Origin of the sequence: Agrobacterium leguminum, from assembly GCF_005144435.2 — a bacterium.
Taxonomy (GTDB): domain Bacteria; phylum Pseudomonadota; class Alphaproteobacteria; order Rhizobiales; family Rhizobiaceae; genus Agrobacterium; species Agrobacterium leguminum.
Map to the genome: position 1 here is coordinate 822590 of NZ_CP120212.1, position 16642 is coordinate 839231.

12 protein-coding genes are annotated in these 16642 nt (G+C 60.2%); all 12 read right to left on the reverse strand.

Features of this window, described 5'->3' with window-relative positions; genetic code table 11:
* Window positions 1-147: 147 nt before the first annotated feature.
* The 12 genes from CFBP4996_RS18350 to CFBP4996_RS18405 all read right to left on the reverse strand — a co-directional run bounded on the left by CFBP4996_RS18350 (window position 148) and on the right by CFBP4996_RS18405 (window position 16637).
* Window positions 148-1338 carry an OpgC family protein gene (locus CFBP4996_RS18350; RefSeq protein ID WP_080854269.1) on the reverse strand — a complete coding sequence of 397 codons (1191 nt, stop codon included), beginning with the start codon at window positions 1336-1338 and terminating at the stop codon, window positions 148-150.
* Window positions 1339-1811: 473 nt separating this feature from the next.
* A complete protein-coding gene (locus tag CFBP4996_RS18355; protein WP_035264190.1) occupies window positions 1812-2885 on the reverse strand; it encodes a Tim44 domain-containing protein in 1074 nt (357 codons plus the stop codon).
* Window positions 2886-3109: 224 nt separating this feature from the next.
* Window positions 3110-4705, reverse strand: a complete 1596-nt coding sequence (gene serA / locus CFBP4996_RS18360; RefSeq protein ID WP_080854268.1) for a phosphoglycerate dehydrogenase — start codon at window positions 4703-4705, stop codon at window positions 3110-3112.
* An 82-nt stretch (window positions 4706-4787) separates the two neighbouring features.
* Window positions 4788-5966 (reverse strand): phosphoserine transaminase, encoded by a 1179-nt coding sequence (locus CFBP4996_RS18365; RefSeq protein ID WP_080854267.1) that lies wholly within the window; start codon window positions 5964-5966, stop codon window positions 4788-4790.
* A gap of 212 nt (window positions 5967-6178) precedes the next feature.
* Window positions 6179-7024, reverse strand: a complete 846-nt coding sequence (locus CFBP4996_RS18370; RefSeq protein WP_080854266.1) for an outer membrane protein — start codon at window positions 7022-7024, stop codon at window positions 6179-6181.
* Between the two features lie 187 nt (window positions 7025-7211).
* The gene (glmM, locus tag CFBP4996_RS18375) at window positions 7212-8564 is read right to left on the reverse strand and encodes a phosphoglucosamine mutase (protein ID WP_003523248.1); all 1353 of its coding nucleotides are present in this window, start codon (window positions 8562-8564) and stop codon (window positions 7212-7214) included.
* Between the two features lie 190 nt (window positions 8565-8754).
* Window positions 8755-10701 (reverse strand): ATP-dependent zinc metalloprotease FtsH, encoded by a 1947-nt coding sequence (gene ftsH, locus CFBP4996_RS18380; protein ID WP_003523247.1) that lies wholly within the window; start codon window positions 10699-10701, stop codon window positions 8755-8757.
* Between the two features lie 154 nt (window positions 10702-10855).
* Entirely contained in the window at window positions 10856-12193 is a 1338-nt protein-coding gene (gene tilS, locus CFBP4996_RS18385) for a tRNA lysidine(34) synthetase TilS (RefSeq protein ID WP_080854265.1), read from the reverse strand.
* A gap of 27 nt (window positions 12194-12220) precedes the next feature.
* Window positions 12221-13237, reverse strand: a complete 1017-nt coding sequence (gene ybgF, locus CFBP4996_RS18390; RefSeq protein WP_162936069.1) for a tol-pal system protein YbgF — start codon at window positions 13235-13237, stop codon at window positions 12221-12223.
* A 158-nt stretch (window positions 13238-13395) separates the two neighbouring features.
* Window positions 13396-13929 carry a peptidoglycan-associated lipoprotein Pal gene (gene pal / locus CFBP4996_RS18395; protein ID WP_003506243.1) on the reverse strand — a complete coding sequence of 178 codons (534 nt, stop codon included), beginning with the start codon at window positions 13927-13929 and terminating at the stop codon, window positions 13396-13398.
* A gap of 210 nt (window positions 13930-14139) precedes the next feature.
* Window positions 14140-15447, reverse strand: coding sequence for a Tol-Pal system beta propeller repeat protein TolB (tolB, locus tag CFBP4996_RS18400; RefSeq protein ID WP_003523242.1), 1308 nt, complete (start codon window positions 15445-15447; stop codon window positions 14140-14142).
* Window positions 15448-15467: 20 nt separating this feature from the next.
* Window positions 15468-16637 carry a cell envelope integrity protein TolA gene (locus tag CFBP4996_RS18405; RefSeq protein ID WP_003523241.1) on the reverse strand — a complete coding sequence of 390 codons (1170 nt, stop codon included), beginning with the start codon at window positions 16635-16637 and terminating at the stop codon, window positions 15468-15470.
* Window positions 16638-16642: the final 5 nt, after the last annotated feature.

Consider the following 16642-nt stretch of genomic DNA (forward strand, 5'->3'; position numbering starts at 1 on the left):
CGCGAGAAACCTGGCCATCAATCGGGCCGTCCTCTCTCGTCATCCTGCGGATTTAAGGGCTGCATATAGAAAGGAATGGCCGCGCACGCAAGTACGGGGCGGAAAACCGCCCCGCAAAGCCGTCAGATTCGGGCTGGGACCCGGCCGTCAGGCGCCGGCCGTCTTCTGGCCGCTGCTGCCGAACCACTTGTCGCGCTCCCGCCACAGGGCTGGCAGGGCCAGCAATCCGATAGCCGTGAAGGCGATCAGCGTCTTGTTGAGCTGCGACAGTTCCGCCGTGCGGCCGTCCAGATAATAGACGCCATAGACAATGGCCACGTGCCAGACATAGACCTGCAGCGAATGGCGGCCGAGCAATTGCAGGAACTTCAGCGACAGCACCCAGATCACCCCCTCGGCAATGGAGCGCACGAGCGGACGGTGGTGCTTCGGACCTGCGATCACCAGCCAGGTCAGGCCGACGCCGACGGCGAGGAAGTTGATGAGATAGACCGGGCCGAAATCGGCGCGGATTTCCATGGTGGAAAATTTGCCCATCATGAATTCCGGCATCAGGCCCCAGGCTGTGGCGATGCGCAGCGGCATGAAGAACAGGCAGATGACGAGTGCCGCCTTCGGCAGCCACGTGTGCTCAGGCGAGAAGATCGCCTTCCACGGAATGCGGTTCTGTGCCGTCATCGCGCCCATCACCAGCGCCGAATAGAATACGAGCTGCCAGCCGAGCAGGTTGAAGCTGACGCGAATGCCCTGCTCGTCCGCACCCTTCACGAGTTCGTTGAGCGGGGTCGTCACGATCTGCTGCAGGCCAAGCTGGCCGGCCATCCAGACCAGCAGGGAGCCGGCCATGACATAGGCCCACTTGCCATCAAGGCAGAGCTTCACCAGCACCGGTGCAAATATCATGTAAACGATATATTGCGGCAGAATATCCATGAAGGTCGGCTGGAACAGGAATGTCGCAATCGCCGCCAGTCGCAGCGGATCGTCGAACGACGTCATGCCGAGCCAGTTGTACCAGATATAGGGTGCATGCGGGATGACCATGCGGAAGAACAGCACGGCGATGACGAGACCCATCGCGTAACGATAAAGCTCCAGCGCCCGGTTCCAGATCATCTGCTTGCCGGCATCATAGCCGTATTTCATCATCTTGCGCGCATAGACCATGCCGATCAGCAGGCCGGACAGGAATACGAAGCCCTGAGCGTCCTCGACAAAGGCAAACTGCCGGTGATTGATTTCCACCAGCCAGAAGCCTCCGGCAAACACCAGATGGTTGATCAGCATGAAGACGAGGAAGTAACCACGCATCCCGTCGATCAGGTCAAAGCGTTTCATCTCGATAGCTCTCCGTTCTCGCAGGGCCTGCATTGCCCAGCCACCCAGCCCGGCTTGGGAGGGGCCGGGGATTGGATTGTCAACGCTGTTTTGCGCCTGAGGTTCCCTTTCCAAAGCGGTTTAGAACCGGCGCGAAAAGTCACATTGACGTGTATGCATTCTGGTTAGGGCGCAGGGACTGAATGCCGGATGAATAAAAAAAGGCAATTCCGTGAAGCGGATGAGCCATGCGCGGGTAACATGTCGCGGCAAGCAGGGCTCAAAGCCTTGCATAGCAGGGCGAAGCGGAATTCACCGCCGATAAGCGGGGGAGATATCACCCGTTAGATTTATCAGTCGTTTTTTGACCGCATCTTGCTGTCCCCTTGGCGGAGCGAGCGTCGGCGTGACCATGCTTTCTGGAAGTGAGACGAGCAAAGGCCCGGCGGTCACCAAACCGCCGGGCCTTTATCCGTTAAACACGTTCCGATTCGTCAGGCAGCCGCCTGAATAGCGGCCACCTGCCAGTTGTCGTTTCCGGGGCGGCGAACGAAGGTCCACATTTCCACCGCTTCAGAAGGCTGGTGCTCGTCACCTTCGATCACCTTGCCGGAGGTGCGGTCGCGCATCACGTCGATGGCGGAGTAGCGCATCGCCACCGTTGCATAATCCTGGCCCTCTTCGTGCCATGCTTCGGCAACGTCGCCCTGTAGCAGCGTCACATCGCGCACGTCGTTTTTCACGCCGCTCGTGGCGTTGTCGCTCAGTTCTTCTGCGAGGTAAGACATGGCTTCCGGCGTCGTCAGCTTGCGCAAGGTGCCGTAATCCTCGGCGGCATAGGCGGCCTGTACGTCTTCCAGCATTTTCTGGAAAGTTTCGAGATCGCCTTGGGTAATGCCGATTTCATCGCCTTCCGACATGGCATTAGCATGAGGCGCAGGCTTTGCCGTTGCGGCAGTGGCGGCCACACCGCCCGCAGCGCCGGCCAGCGCGCCGATCTTCGGAATCTTGAACGAGGAAGCGGTAGAACCCGCCTGCGAACCGCCATTATAGGAAGAACCGGAATGATCCGTGCGCTGCGACCCGCCGGCCGAGCCATAAGCGGGCTGGCCCTGACGGCGCGAGGCGAAGAAACGCATGGCGAGCATGACCAGAAGACCGATCAGCGCCACCTGCAACAGCATACCGAAGAAACCGGCCATGCCGCCAAAACCGCCACCCAGCAGCATGCCGAACAGACCGCCCATCAACAGGCCGCCCATCAAACCACCCATCATGCCGCCGAACAGGCCGCGATTCTGCTGCGGCGCCTGCGCGCCCGGACGGGCCGGCTGAGCAGCGCTCGGCGCTGCCTGATTGGTGTTGGGCGTCATGCTGCGGTTGATCGGTGCGGTCTGGCCGGGTGCAGTGCTGGTCGAAGGCGGAGCGGAATAGGTCCGCGTGCCGCGGCTGCCGAAACCGCCGCTGGCGCGACGCGCTTCTGCCATATCAACCGCCACGAAAGACACCGCGATACCAAGCGCGGCGACTGCGAACAAACCCTTGAAGCGCCGAAAGGCAGCAAACATCGTTATCTCCTGTTGGCCGCCCTCCCATGAGCGGCATGTCAGCAGGCGATATAGCAACTCATGATCATCATTTTTAGACCACTCGGCTTAAATTTTTTGTGATATACAACCAATGCGATAGTCGTTCTTATTTTGCGACGAAACAGACACTGGAAAAACCAAAAACCCGGCACAGGGTCTCCCCTGCGCCGGGCCTTATTGTCCCCTTGGGAGGAACGATAAGATCAGTCGACGTTGAAGGTCAGCGGCTTGACCTGGCGGATCGCCGGGTTGGCGCGCAGCTTGTCGAGCACGACTTCGGAAACCGGGCCATCGACATAAAGAAGTGCGATGGCGTCGCCGCCTTCCTTTTCACGGCCGAGCTGGAAGTTGGCGATGTTGACGCCAGCCTCGCCGAGCGTGGTGCCCATAAAGCCGATCATGCCGGGAACGTCGGTGTTGGTGATGTAGATCATATGCGATCCGACATCGGCATCCATGTTGATGTTCTTGATCTGGATGAAGCGCGGCTTGCCATCCGAGAACACCGTGCCGGCAACCGAGCGGATCTGGTTTTCCGTCTTGACCGTCAGCTTGATATAGCCGTCGTAAACGCCGGTCTTGTCGCGCTTGACCTCGGAAAGGATGATGCCCTTTTCCTTAATCATGACCGGGGCCGAAACCATGTTCACATCCGCAACCTGGCTGCGGATCAGGCCGGCCAGCAATGCACTGGTCAATGCCTTCGTGTTCATGCTGGCGGTTGCGCCGTCATAAAGGATTTCGATTTCCTTGGTGGCGCTTTCCTGCACCTGACCGACGAAGGAGCCGAGAACATCCGCAAGACGGATGAACGGCTTCAGGCGCGGTGCTTCTTCAGCCGTGATCGACGGCATGTTGATGGCGTTGGAAACCGCACCCTTGACGAGGTAATCCGACATCTGCTCGGCAACCTGAAGGGCGACGTTTTCCTGCGCTTCCGTGGTCGAAGCACCGAGATGCGGCGTGCAGACGACGTTCGGCAGGCCGAAAAGCGGGCTCTCGGTGGCGGGCTCGACTTCGAACACGTCGAAACCGGCGCCGGCGACATGGCCGGACTTGATGGCATCGGCAAGGGCAGCCTCATCCACCAGACCGCCACGGGCGCAGTTGACGATACGCACGCCCTTCTTGGTCTTGGCAAGGTTCTCTGCATTGAGGATGCCGCGCGTCTTGTCGGTCATCGGCACGTGCAGGGTGATGAAATCGGCCTGCGCCAGCAACTCGTCCAGCTCAACCTTGGTCACGCCCATTTCCTGTGCACGCTCGGGCGACAGAAAGGGGTCATAGGCCAGAACATGCATCTTGAGGCCGAGCGCACGCGAGCAGACGATGGAGCCGATATTGCCGGCACCGATGACGCCAAGCGTCTTGCCGGTGATTTCGACACCCATGAATTTCGACTTTTCCCACTTGCCGGCCTGCGTGGAGCTGTCAGCGGCCGGAAGCTGGCGGGCGACGGCGAACATCAGCGCAATCGCATGTTCGGCTGTCGTGATGGAGTTGCCGAAGGGCGTGTTCATGACGATGATACCGCGGCGCGAGGCAGCCGGAATATCGACATTGTCGACGCCGATGCCGGCGCGGCCGATGACCTTGAGGTTGGTCGCCGCCTCGATCAGCTTTTCCGTTGCCTTGGTGGCGGAACGGATGGCGAGACCATCGTAATTGCCGATGATTTCGGCGAGCTTGTCCTTGTCCTTACCGAGTTTCGGCTGGAAATCGACTTCGACGCCACGATCGCGGAAGATCTGGACGGCGGTTTCCGACAGTTCGTCGGATACGAGTACGCGAGGTGCCATGGTTCACGGGCTCCTTGAAAGCGGTGCAGTTTTGAAAACGGGGAATTTGCGGCCCTGCATCAGCGCAGGGCCGGTATCAAAATCAGGCGGCAGCCTTGGAAAGTGCTGCCTTCTGCGTCTGGTAGGCCCAGGCGAGCCAGGGCATGACGGCTTCCATATCCGCCGTCTCGATGGTCGCGCCGGCCCAGATGCGCAGGCCGGACGGGGCGTCGCGGTAAGCGCCGATATCGAGGGCGACATTTTCCTTTTCGAGCAGGGCGACGACGCCCTTGGCGAAATCGGCCTGTGCGGCTGCATCCAGCGCCTGCACCTCGGGATCGACGATCTTCAGGCAGACGGAAGTGTTGGAGCGGGTTTCCGGCTTTACGGCCAGGTTGGCGATCCAGTTGTTCTTCTCGATGAAGTCGTAAATGACCTTGGCATTGGCATCGGCACGGCCGATCAGCGCCTTGAGGCCACCAAGGTTCTTCGCCCACAGCAGCGCGTCGATATAATCTTCAACGCAGAGCATGGACGGCGTGTTGATGGTTTCGCCGGTGAAGATGCCTTCGATCAGCTTGCCGCCGGAGACCATGCGGAAGATTTTCGGCAGCGGCCATGCCGGCGCGTAGCTCAGCAGACGCTCGACAGCGCGGGGCGAAAGGATGATGACCCCATGGCCGCCCTCGCCGCCCAGAACCTTCTGCCAGGAGAAGGTAACGACGTCGAGTTTCGTAAAATCCATCTCCTGTGCGAAGGCCGCGGAAGTGGCGTCGCAGATGGTCAGACCCTTACGGTCAGCCGGAATGAAATCGGCATTGGGAACGCGAACGCCAGAGGTGGTGCCGTTCCAGGTGAAAACCACGTCGCGGTCGAAATCGACTTCGGCAAGGTTCGGCAGCAGGCCGTAATCGGCCTCGAATTTGCGGACGTCCTTCAGCTTCAGCTGCTTGACGACGTCGGTGACCCAGCCCGCGCCGAAGCTTTCCCAGGCGAGCATATCGACGCCGCGTTCACCGAGCAGCGACCAGAGCGCCATTTCAACGGCGCCGGTGTCGGATGCGGGAACGATACCGATGCGATAGTCGGCAGGAACGTTCAGAACTTCACGGGTGAGATCGATGGCCTGCTTCAGCTTGGCTTTGCCAACCTTGGCGCGATGCGAGCGACCGAGCGGCGCATCGGAGAGAGCATCTAGCGACCAACCGGGACGCTTCGAGCAGGGACCAGAGGAAAAATGCGTATTGCCCGGACGGACGTCCGGCTTCACGATATCTGTCATTTGACTACCCTTCCAGATAGGCGCTCCACGTTAGGGTGGAGTGTCCTGACGCCGTTGCTATTCCTCTCGCCGATCCCAGTCAAGCGGAATATGTCGCTACGCAGAAGAATTTTGGTCCATATGCGTCATGCCCCGTGTCAGATGCCGGTAAAACAAAACCGCCCGCACCCGGAGGATGCGGACAGTCTGAAACTACCAGCTGGGCGTGACGTTTATTTATAAACGGCAGGCTGCAGCGGAATATCGGCGGGCGGCATGTATTGCGCGGTATCGCAGCCATTGAAGACATAACGGCCACCGACGCGCACTTCATGCGAATAAAGGCCCTTGTCGCGGCCCGGACCGCCGCCATTCTCATAAGCGAACATATCGCCCTTGTTGATGTGGCGGAAACGATAGCCGATATCGGCCTTCAGGTTACAGGTGACGTCGATGGATGCGCCGGCCATCAGAGCGTAGGCGAAGCGCCATTTGCCCTTGCCGCCATGTTCGGTGGTCGGGTCGCAGCCCAGGCCGTTGACGCTGCAGGATGTGTTGCGCAGCTTGTCCCACTTGACGTAGGAGCCGCCGATACCGCCGCCGACATAAGGCGTCACCCGACCGTAAGTGCCGAGATCGACGTAGGCATTCGCCATCAGAGTATAGGCGCGAACCGAGCTAAGGTCCTCCGAGACGCAGCGACCGGGAACGGAACCGCAGAAACCGCTCGTGGAGCCGCGGAAATCTGACTTACCCATATAGTCGAAGGTCACGTCACTGCGAAAATAGTTGTTGAACTGATAACCGACACCGGCACCGATGACATAGCTGTCCTTGATCGTCGCGGTATCAAAATCCGCGAGATAGCCGCCGGGGCCGCCCTGATAATAATGGGCGCCGCGCAGCTTGTTGAAGGAATAACCGACATCACCGCGCAGATACCAGCCGCTTGCCTGGGTGATCTCGACTTCGGGGGCCTCGACATAGGCCGGTGCGGGCTCGGCTTGATAAAGATCGGCAGCGATAGCGCTTGTACCGGTCAGCAGGACGGCCAGAAATCCGGCCAGGGCGTTTTTCATGACTTCCACTCCAGAAGAGGCACGTGCGGTTTCGGCAGCAGATGCCAGTGAACTGTTCAGTCATGGAGATTGACGTAAAATGGTTAAGTCCCGATTAACCACGATCATTCACTATATTTATTAGGAAATACTCAAAGAAAAAGCCGGCTGCAGAGCCGGCTTTTTCAGGCGTTACTGTCGCGGAAGCTCACGCCGCCGAGCGGGCATTGGCGATGACGCCGACGAGATCGTTGACGATCTGCTCCACCTTCGCGCTGTCGTCGCCTTCTGCCATGACGCGGATCAGCGGCTCCGTACCGGAGGGACGGATGACGAGGCGGCCATTATTGGCCAATGCGCTTTCCGCATCCGCAATCGCCTGCTGCACGACCGGGTTTTCCAGCGGCTTGCCGCCGGAGATACGGACATTCTTCAAAAGCTGCGGCACCGGCTCGAACTTGCGGCAGACTTCGCTGACCGTGAGGCCGGAGCGCTTGACCTTGGCGAGAACCTGCAAGGCCGCAACAAGGCCATCGCCCGTCGTGCCATAATCCGACAGCACGATATGGCCCGACTGCTCGCCGCCGACATTGAAATTGTGGTTACGCATGTGTTCGACGACATAACGGTCACCCACCTTGGTACGGGCAAGGGTGAGGCCCTTGTCGCCTAGGAAGCGTTCAAGACCGAGATTCGACATGACGGTCGCCACGATACCACCGCCGCGCAGCGTGTTGTCGGCAGCCCAGCTATCGGCGATGACGGCCATCAGCTGGTCGCCATCGACGATCTCGCCACGCTCGTCAACGATGATGACGCGGTCCGCATCGCCATCGAGCGCGATGCCGATGTCGGCCCGTACTTCATGCACCTTCTTCTGCAGCGCTTCCGGGTGGGTGGAGCCGCATTCCAGATTGATATTGATGCCGTTCGGCTCATTGCCGATGGTGACGACTTCCGCGCCGAGTTCCCAGAGCGCAGCGGGCGCCACCTTGTAAGCCGCGCCATTGGCGCAGTCGATGGCGATCCGCAGTCCGCTCAGCGTCACATCGCGCGGCAGGGTGCGTTTGACGAATTCGATATAACGGTAGATGTCGCCATCCACACGCTTGGCGCGACCGATCTCACTCGGCTTGGCAAGCTGCGCATAGATATCCTTGTCGAGAAGGTCCTCGATCTCCAGTTCCAGCTCGTCGGAGAGCTTGTAACCATCCGGTCCGAAAAGCTTGATGCCGTTATCGGAGAAGGGATTGTGCGAGGCCGAGATCATCACACCGATATCGGCGCGCAGCGACCGGGTCAGCATGGCGACGGCGGGCGTCGGAATGGGGCCGAGCAGGAAGACATCGAGACCGGCGGCAGTGAAGCCGGCGACCAGCGCGTTTTCCAGCATATAACCGGAAAGACGCGTATCCTTGCCGATGACGACGCGATGGCGATGATGGCCACGGCGGAAGATCGTCCCGACCGCAATACCCACACGCATCGCCAGATCAGGCGTCATGGGAAATACGTTCGATTGTCCGCGGATACCATCGGTTCCGAAATAACGGCGTGCCATTTGAACTCCAAATCTTTTCCAGCATTCCGGCAAAAGCTGAAAACAGCCGGAAGCGTTTTTGGCTAGATGCCACAAACCACGATAAACAGCACGTAAATTAGCGCAAAAATGGCTTATATCTTGTTACCAAAATGAAAAGGCCACCCGGAAACCCGGATGGCCTTTTACAATTTTTAGCTTGCGCGAACGATCAATGCGGCTGCGGCTCCATGCCGCCTTCGGCCTCACCGTCGCCCTTTGCTTCGCTTGGGCCGTCCTTCTTGGTGCCTGCCTTCGGCACTGCCGAACCACGGCTGCCCGGAGAATCGTCACCCAGGTCGCGGGCGGGCTTCTCGCCCTTCAGCAGGGCCTTGATCTCGTCGCCCGTCAGGGTTTCGTATTCAAGCAGACCCTCGGCAATCGCAACGAAACCATCGTGGTTTTCCGTCAGGATGCGGCGCGCCTCGCCATAAGCCTCATCGATCAGGCGGCGAACTTCCGTATCGATGGTCTGGGCCGTCGCCTCGGAGACGTTCTTCGACTGCGAGACGGAATGGCCGAGGAAGACTTCCTGCTGGTTTTCACCATAGGACACCTGCCCGAGAGCATCGGAGAAGCCCCATTGCGTAACCATCGCGCGGGCAAGCTTGGTGGCCTGCTCAATATCCGAAGACGCGCCGGAGGTGATGTTTTCCTTGCCGAAGGTCAGTTCCTCGGCAACGCGGCCACCCATCATGATGACGAGACGCGACACCATCCATTTGTAGCTCATGGAGTAGCGGTCGCCTTCCGGCAGCTGCATGACCATGCCCAGTGCACGGCCGCGCGGGATGATCGTCGCCTTGTGCAGCGGATCGGCCACGGCAACCTTAAGCGCGGTGATGGCGTGTCCGGCTTCGTGATAGGCGGTCAATTTCTTCTCGGCCTCGGTCATGGCGGAGGAGCGGCGTTCCGCGCCCATCATGATCTTGTCCTTGGCGTCTTCGAATTCCTGCATGGTGACGACGCGCTTGTTGCGACGGGCAGCCATCAGGGCGGCTTCGTTGACGAGGTTCATCAGGTCCGCACCCGAAAAACCGGGTGTGCCTCGGGCCAGAACCTTGAGGTCGACATTCGGCGCCAGCGGCACGTTGCGGATATGCACCTTGAGAATGCGCTCGCGGCCAACGATGTCCGGGTTCGGCACGACGACCTGACGGTCGAAACGGCCGGGACGCAGAAGTGCGGGGTCGAGAACGTCGGGACGGTTGGTGGCGGCGATGAGGATGATGCCTTCATTCGCCTCGAAACCGTCCATCTCGACCAGCAGCTGGTTCAGCGTTTGCTCGCGCTCGTCGTTACCGCCGCCAAGACCGGCGCCGCGATGGCGGCCGACGGCGTCGATTTCGTCGATGAAGATGATGCAGGGCGCATTCTTCTTGGCCTGTTCGAACATGTCACGCACACGGCTTGCGCCGACGCCGACGAACATTTCCACGAAATCCGAACCGGAAATGGTGAAGAACGGTACATTGGCTTCGCCGGCGACGGAACGCGCCAGAAGGGTCTTACCCGTGCCGGGCGGGCCGACGAGCAACACACCGCGCGGAATTTTACCGCCGAGGCGCTGAAACTTCTGCGGATCGCGCAGGAATTCCACGATTTCCTCAAGGTCCTGCTTGGCTTCGTCCACGCCTGCAACGTCATCGAACGTCACGCGGCCATGGGCTTCCGTCAAAAGCTTGGCCTTGGACTTGCCAAAGCCCATCGCACCACGCGAACCGCCCTGCATCTGCCGCATGAAAAACAGCCAGACGCCGAGAATGAGGAACATCGGCAGAAGCGTGCCGAGATAGCTCAGGAAACCGGAGGAACCGTCGCTTTCGGGACGCGCCACGATGGTCACGTTCTTGCTCTGCAAGCGCTCCATCAGGCTGTCGTCGATGACGGGGGAATAGGTCTGAAAGGCCGTGCCGTTTTCGGTGTAGGTTCCGAGAACCCGGTTACCGGTGACGGTCACGTCGCGAACTCGCCCGGAATCCACATCGCGAAGAAACTGGGAATACGGAATTTCCCGCGAACCCGTTTGCGTCGGCGACGTCTGGAACATGCTGAACAATGCGATCAGCAAGAGGGCAATCACGGCCCACAAGGCGAAATTTCTGAAATTTGGGTTCATCGAACTCCCCGAACTCACACGGGCATATCTGCTGCCCGCTCTTACGTGCCCCTAACATAAGGACGACATCTGCCGTTGCCAAGGCAAAGCGCATTATCTGATGCGTTTTGGTATAAAAACTATTCCAAGGCAATTCACGAAAAAGAGGCCGGATTTAAACCGGGGGCTGTGGATATGCCGTCCGCCCGAATAAATTGGCGATTGCATTCGCCAACTCCAGGTCGAAACGCGACAGGAAAAGATCGAAAGGTGCGAGCCTCGGCGTGACGATGACGGCCGCCGTCCGCGAACCCGGCTCATCGGCCGCTGCGGCAATTTGCGGCAGCCCCGCCATCGCCTGTTTCGCCACCCCGGCCGGTACGGACGGAAAAAGCGCGGCCGCTTCCGCACCATCGCTCGCCCTGCGCGCTTTGACGTGCACTGGAAAAGCCGATCCGTTCTTTACGAGGAAACGATCGTCCCACAGCCTCTGTTCATGTGCGCCAATATCAAGCTCCGGCAGGTTTCGCTGCTCGCGGAACATATAAAGCCCGTCCCGCCGGCGATCGAGCAGGACGCGACCGACCGTCAGTCGCCCGCGTTCAGCCGTCTTGAGAAACCGCAGAACACGTTCCATGCTGCTTGCAGCCGGAAAATATGCCCTTCCGCCAAGGGTGGCAATCAGCGCCGCCAGCCCATGCCGGAACTCGGGAAGATCGGGATTGACACCATCGCTGGCCAATCTGGCGAGCGCAGCGTTTAAAACCTGTGTGTGACCGCGCAGGAAAGCAGCCGTTGTTTCGGAAAGCGCCTGCCTTTTGAGAGAGGTTTCCGCATCGATCCGGACAGGAGAGACGGGAAGCGCCTGCCGTACACGCACCCTCTCATATCGGGTATTTTCATTGCTCGGATCGTCAAACCAGCCGCGTGAGCGGGAGGACACATAGTCACGGATCGCCTGCCTCTCACACATCAGGAACGGCCGCAGGATCCAGTGGCGGCCATCGTATAAGACCGCATCCGCCATGCCGGAGAGACCGAGATTGTCAGAGCCGCCGCTACGGGCGGCGCGCATCGCCACGGTTTCGCGCTGGTCGCCGATTGTATGTCCCGTCACGACAAGATCAGCGCGGGTCTCGCGGGCGACCTCGGCAATCAGGCGGTAGCGGGCAAGCCGGGAGGCTTCGGAGAGGCCGGAGGCCGGTTTGGCACCGTCCCATCGGCGGGTAACGTGGGGGATGCCGAGTTCGGCGCAGAGCATCGCCACCTTGCCCGCCTCATCGGCGGATTCCGCTCTCAGCGCATGATCTACGGTGACGGCGGAAAGGCGCAAGCCATCCCGATCCATCTCCGCCATTGCCTCATGCAAGGCCAGCAACAGACCGGTGGAATCACTGCCTCCGGAGATTGCGACGAGGATATGGGCGGGTGTGTGGAGATTTTCGACAAAAGACCTTGCCGCCGCGAGCGGCGCAACAGTCTTTTCGTTCAGAATGCGGGCATCAACCGGCATGGAAATACCCGCGATCGCAGGGAAAAATCAGCAGCTCAGCCGTTTCTGTTCGCTGGCAACCTTGCTCAGCACGGTCTTGGAAGCATTGGGATAACGCTTCGGCACCTCGCGCAGCGTGGCGCAGGCGGTTTCGGTATTGTCGAGAGCGGCAAGCGACATGCCGAGCTTCATCAGCATTTCCGGCGCCTTCGGAGATTTGCCATAGGCCTGATGGCCGTTCAGGAAGGTCTTTGCGGCCTCATTGAACTTGCCCTGGGAATATTGCGCCTCGCCCAGCCAGAAGCTCGCATCCGCGGCCTTCGTGCCCTTGGGATAACCCTGCAGATATTGCTGGAACCCCTGTTCCGCCAGCTTGTAGTCACCGGAAAGAACATGGCCGTAAGCGGCCTGATAAATATCGCCTTCGCTGGTAAGCGCCGCCGTATTCACCGGATCCGTCTTGCGCTGGCTATTGCCCGTGCTGACGCCCGGAAGGCTGGCGGAGGAATTATTCGCGCCCTGATTCAACGTGCCGCCAACCGGCATTCCCTTGGAATCGAGTTCGATGGAGCCGAGCGTCGTCTCTCCCGGTGCGGCTGTCGGGGCGGTGGAGGGAGCAGACGGAGAAACGGAAGCGCCACCCTCGGGTGGCGTTTCGATGATCGTTGCAACGTCGTCGGTCGGCGGTGAGGCCGGATTGACCGGACTGGCTTCCGCCTTCTTTTTCGGCGCAGCGGTCGGGCTTGCACCCTTGCCGCCGGCATTGCCGCTCTCCAGTTCCTGGAAGCGGAACTCATTGTCTTCCTGCGCCTTGCGGATCGTTTCCTGCATCTGCAGAAGCTGGAAGCTCATTTCCTCGATACGGCCGTTGAGCTGCCGGATCTGTTCTTCAAGCTGCTGAACCCGATAGGCTTCATTGGCCTGAACCCGGACGACCGGGGGCTGCTGAGAGTTGATCGTGCCGAAGCTACCCCCCGCACCGAACAGCGGACCCGAAACGGCGATGCCGCTCAAGCCGGTGCAGGCTGCAAGCCCCAGCATTCCCGCCACGACAAGTTTCTTCATCTCATTCGTCCTGCCTTAACTGATTTGCACCGGAATGGCGCAAGCCGGATTTTTTCCATATCAACCGAAAAAGCAACTTAACTTCGGCCAAACTATGAAAAAAACAAAAGGCGGCCCAAAGACCGCCTTTCATTCAAGATCACAATAACGTCAGGCAATCACATGCCCGCGCCACCGAGAACCGTCACGGCGCGCCGGTTCTGCGACCAGCAGGAGATGTCGTCGCAAACGGCGACCGGCTTTTCCTTGCCGTAGGAGATCGTCTTCATGCGGTTTGCCGGAACACCCTGGGAAGCCAGGAAGTCGCGGGTTGCAGCCGCACGACGGGCGCCGAGCGCCAGGTTGTATTCGCGCGTGCCGCGTTCGTCGGCATGGCCTTCAACGGTGATGGCGTAGTTCGGATAACGGGCGAGCCACTGAGCCTGGCGCTGCAGGGTCTGCTGGGCGTCAGCGCGGATAGAGGTCGAGTCGGTGTCGAAGAAGATGCGGTCGCCGACATTGACCGTGAAGTCCTGCTGGGAGCCCGGCGTTGCGGAGCCCGCGCCACCAAGGCCAAGTTCACCGGCGCTGTTCGGCATGTTCTTCTTGTTCGCGCAGCCTGCGAGAGCGAGCGCGAGCGTCATGGCGATGACAGCCGGGTTACGGGCCAGTTTCTGCATGGGGCTGAGTGCCGAAATGTGTGTACGGCTCATCGCCGGTCTCTCCTTAGGATTTCAATAACGTTGCCGGACACTAACTGATCGCGGTTAATAGCCGGCAAACGCTTATGGTTAACAGAAAGGAAATGTCCCATTTTTTTGCTCCCTCACAACACTTTGCGGCAAGAAAGAGGCGCACTTCCCCATGGTATCAAGTAAAACATGACGGCGCCGGTTCATGCCGGCGCCGTCATGGCAGTCATATCAGTCCAGAAGCGGCGACCATGCCGGATCCGAAGCGAAAGTCGGCGTCTTGATGAGCTGCTCGTTGTAGCCCGTCAGGTCGATCGAATAGAGCTGCGGACCGCCCGCACCGGCGTTCTGACGGAAGAACATCAGCACGCGGCCGTTCGGCGCCCAGGTCGGGCCTTCATTGTGGAAACCGCTGGTCAGGATGCGCTCGCCCGAACCGTCGGTCTTCATCACGCCGATCGAGAACTTGCCGCCCGACTGCTTGGTGAAGGCGATCAGATCGCCGCGCGGCGACCAGACCGGCGTGGAATAGGAACCATCGCCGAAGGAAACGCGCTGCTGGCCGGAACCGTCGGCATTCATGACGTAAATCTGCTGGCGGCCGCCGCGGTCGCTTTCGAAGGCGACGCGCTGACCGTCGGGCGAATAGGACGGCGCCGTATCGATCGCCGACGTGTTCGTCAGCCGCGTCGTGGTGCGAGAGCGCAGGTCCATCGTGTAGATATTGGCATTGCCATCCTGCTGCAGACTCATGATGACCTTCTGGCCATCCGGAGAGAAGCGCGGCGAGAAGGTCATGCCGGGGAAATTGCCGACGACTTCGCGCTGTCCGGTTTCCAGCTGCAACAGATAAACGCGCGGCTGCTGGCCTTCGAAGGACATGTAGGTCACTTCCTGACGGTTCGGCGAGAAACGCGGCGTCAGGACGATGTCGTTCGAGTTGGTGAGGTTACGGACATTGAAGCCATCCTGGTCCATGATCGACAGCTGGCGCTTGCGGGCCGTCTTCGGGCCGCTTTCAGAGACGAAAACGACGCGGGTGTCGAAGTAGCCCTTTTCACCGGTGATGCGCTCATAGATGGCGTCGGCGATGATGTGGGCGACGCGACGCCAGTTTTCCGGCTGGGTAAAGAACTGCTGGCCAGTCATCTGCTGGTTGGCGAATGTATCCCACAGGCGGAATTCGGCGCGCAGGCGGCCATCGCTTTCACGCGTGACACGGCCGGTCACGAGCGCCTGTGCGTTGATGACCTTCCAGTCCTCGAAACGCGGCTGCTGATCCGGATTGCTGATCTTTTCGATGAAGGCGTTCTTGTTGACCGGCGCAAAAAGGCCGGAACGCTGCAGGTCGGCGGCAATGACCGCGGAAACCTGCGCGCCGATGCCGTCGCTCGACATGAAGTCGGTGATGGCGATGGGCAGCGGCTCGACATTGCCCTTGTTGATGTTGATTTCCACCCGCGCAAAAGCCGGTGCGGAGAAAACCGACATGAGGGCCGCGACAGCGAGCACCAGCCGGATCGGCGAAAATATCTTCATGTTGCCAGGCCTTTCAGCATTCATAGCAATTCACTGGGATCGAAGTTCACGACAACTTCGTTCCATGCGTCGTATTTGTCGGCAGGAAGGTTGGTGAACGGAGCAGAACGCATGATGGCGCGATAGGCTCCGCCGGAAAGAGCACGGCGCGTTCCTTCGGAACCGCCGGTCGCCTCGATCTCGGGCCGACCGATGATGGTTCCATCACGGTCGAGCTTCATGGTGACCCGGACGCGAACGTCCGAGGCATCCGCCATGCCGGGAATAATCTGCCAGTTCTTCTGGATCGCGCCGCGCAGCGCATCCATTTCCGTCTGGCTGAGCGTCGAACCGCCCGTCGTCTTCTTGCCGCCAAGCGAGGCCTGCTGGGTGGAGCGCTTGGCGCCGCCGCCCGAGGGGGCCTGCTTGTTCAAAAGCGCGGCGATATCGTCAGCGTTAAAATCGCTTTCCTTCGAGGAAGCCGATTTCGCAGTCTCCTGCTTCTTCTCGCCGGGCTTCTTGTCGGAAGGCTTGTCGGTGGACTTCGCCTGATCGGGCTTGGTCTCGGCCGGTTTTTCCGCGGGCTTCTGCTCGGCAGGCTTGGTCTCGGCCTGCTTCGGCTCTTCCGGCTTCGGCGGCTCGGGACGGGAATTCGGACGCGGCACGTTCTGCGGCACGGGGATTTCGGCCGGTTCCTGCTGCGCGGGCGGCGGCTCTTCCGCCTTGGTTTCCTGCGGCGGCGGCTCCGTCTTCGGCTGCGGCGCGATCTCGGGCTTGGTCTGCGGCAAGGCGGCCATTTCCTGCGGCTTCGGAGCCGAGGTTTCTTCCTTGACGATTTCCTTCACCTCGTTCGCCTTGGTGTCGACGACGGGTTGCGGCTTTTCCTGCTTTGGCGGAGCGGCGGCGCTGATATTGTCGTTAGGCTTGGTGGTCGGCGTCGGCGGCGCGTCAAGATCGACCGTGTTGTTGCCGACATTCTGGGCGTTCTCGACAATATCCGGACGCGTGGTCGGAACCGGGGCCGACTTTTCCGCTTTCGGCGCGTTCTTGTCGCCCTGCTGGATCTGGCTCAGCTCCTCGATGGGCACCAGTTCCACCGGCAGGGCCTCGGCCTGCGACACGTCAAGCGGCTCCGGCGAGCCCAGGGAAACGAGGGCGAAAGCCAGAAGCGACGCATGCACGATCGCGGATGTGGTAAGGCTGCCCTTCATCGTTT

What these genes read in the sequence shown, in the direction of transcription:
- ftsH (WP_003523247.1), bottom strand. Translation starts at nt 10,701, where the DNA reads ATGAACCCAAATTTCAGAAATTTCGCCTTGTGGGCCGTGATTGCCCTC.
- CFBP4996_RS18405 (WP_003523241.1), bottom strand. Translation starts at nt 16,637, where the DNA reads ATGAAGGGCAGCCTTACCACATCCGCGATCGTGCATGCGTCGCTTCTG.
- tolB (WP_003523242.1), bottom strand. Translation starts at nt 15,447, where the DNA reads ATGAAGATATTTTCGCCGATCCGGCTGGTGCTCGCTGTCGCGGCCCTC.
- tilS (WP_080854265.1), bottom strand. Translation starts at nt 12,193, where the DNA reads ATGCCGGTTGATGCCCGCATTCTGAACGAAAAGACTGTTGCGCCGCTC.
- serA (WP_080854268.1), bottom strand. Translation starts at nt 4,705, where the DNA reads ATGGCACCTCGCGTACTCGTATCCGACGAACTGTCGGAAACCGCCGTC.
- CFBP4996_RS18355 (WP_035264190.1), bottom strand. Translation starts at nt 2,885, where the DNA reads ATGTTTGCTGCCTTTCGGCGCTTCAAGGGTTTGTTCGCAGTCGCCGCG.
- CFBP4996_RS18365 (WP_080854267.1), bottom strand. Translation starts at nt 5,966, where the DNA reads ATGACAGATATCGTGAAGCCGGACGTCCGTCCGGGCAATACGCATTTT.
- ybgF (WP_162936069.1), bottom strand. Translation starts at nt 13,237, where the DNA reads ATGAAGAAACTTGTCGTGGCGGGAATGCTGGGGCTTGCAGCCTGCACC.
- CFBP4996_RS18350 (WP_080854269.1), bottom strand. Translation starts at nt 1,338, where the DNA reads ATGAAACGCTTTGACCTGATCGACGGGATGCGTGGTTACTTCCTCGTC.
- CFBP4996_RS18370 (WP_080854266.1), bottom strand. Translation starts at nt 7,024, where the DNA reads ATGAAAAACGCCCTGGCCGGATTTCTGGCCGTCCTGCTGACCGGTACA.
- glmM (WP_003523248.1), bottom strand. Translation starts at nt 8,564, where the DNA reads ATGGCACGCCGTTATTTCGGAACCGATGGTATCCGCGGACAATCGAAC.
- pal (WP_003506243.1), bottom strand. Translation starts at nt 13,929, where the DNA reads ATGAGCCGTACACACATTTCGGCACTCAGCCCCATGCAGAAACTGGCC.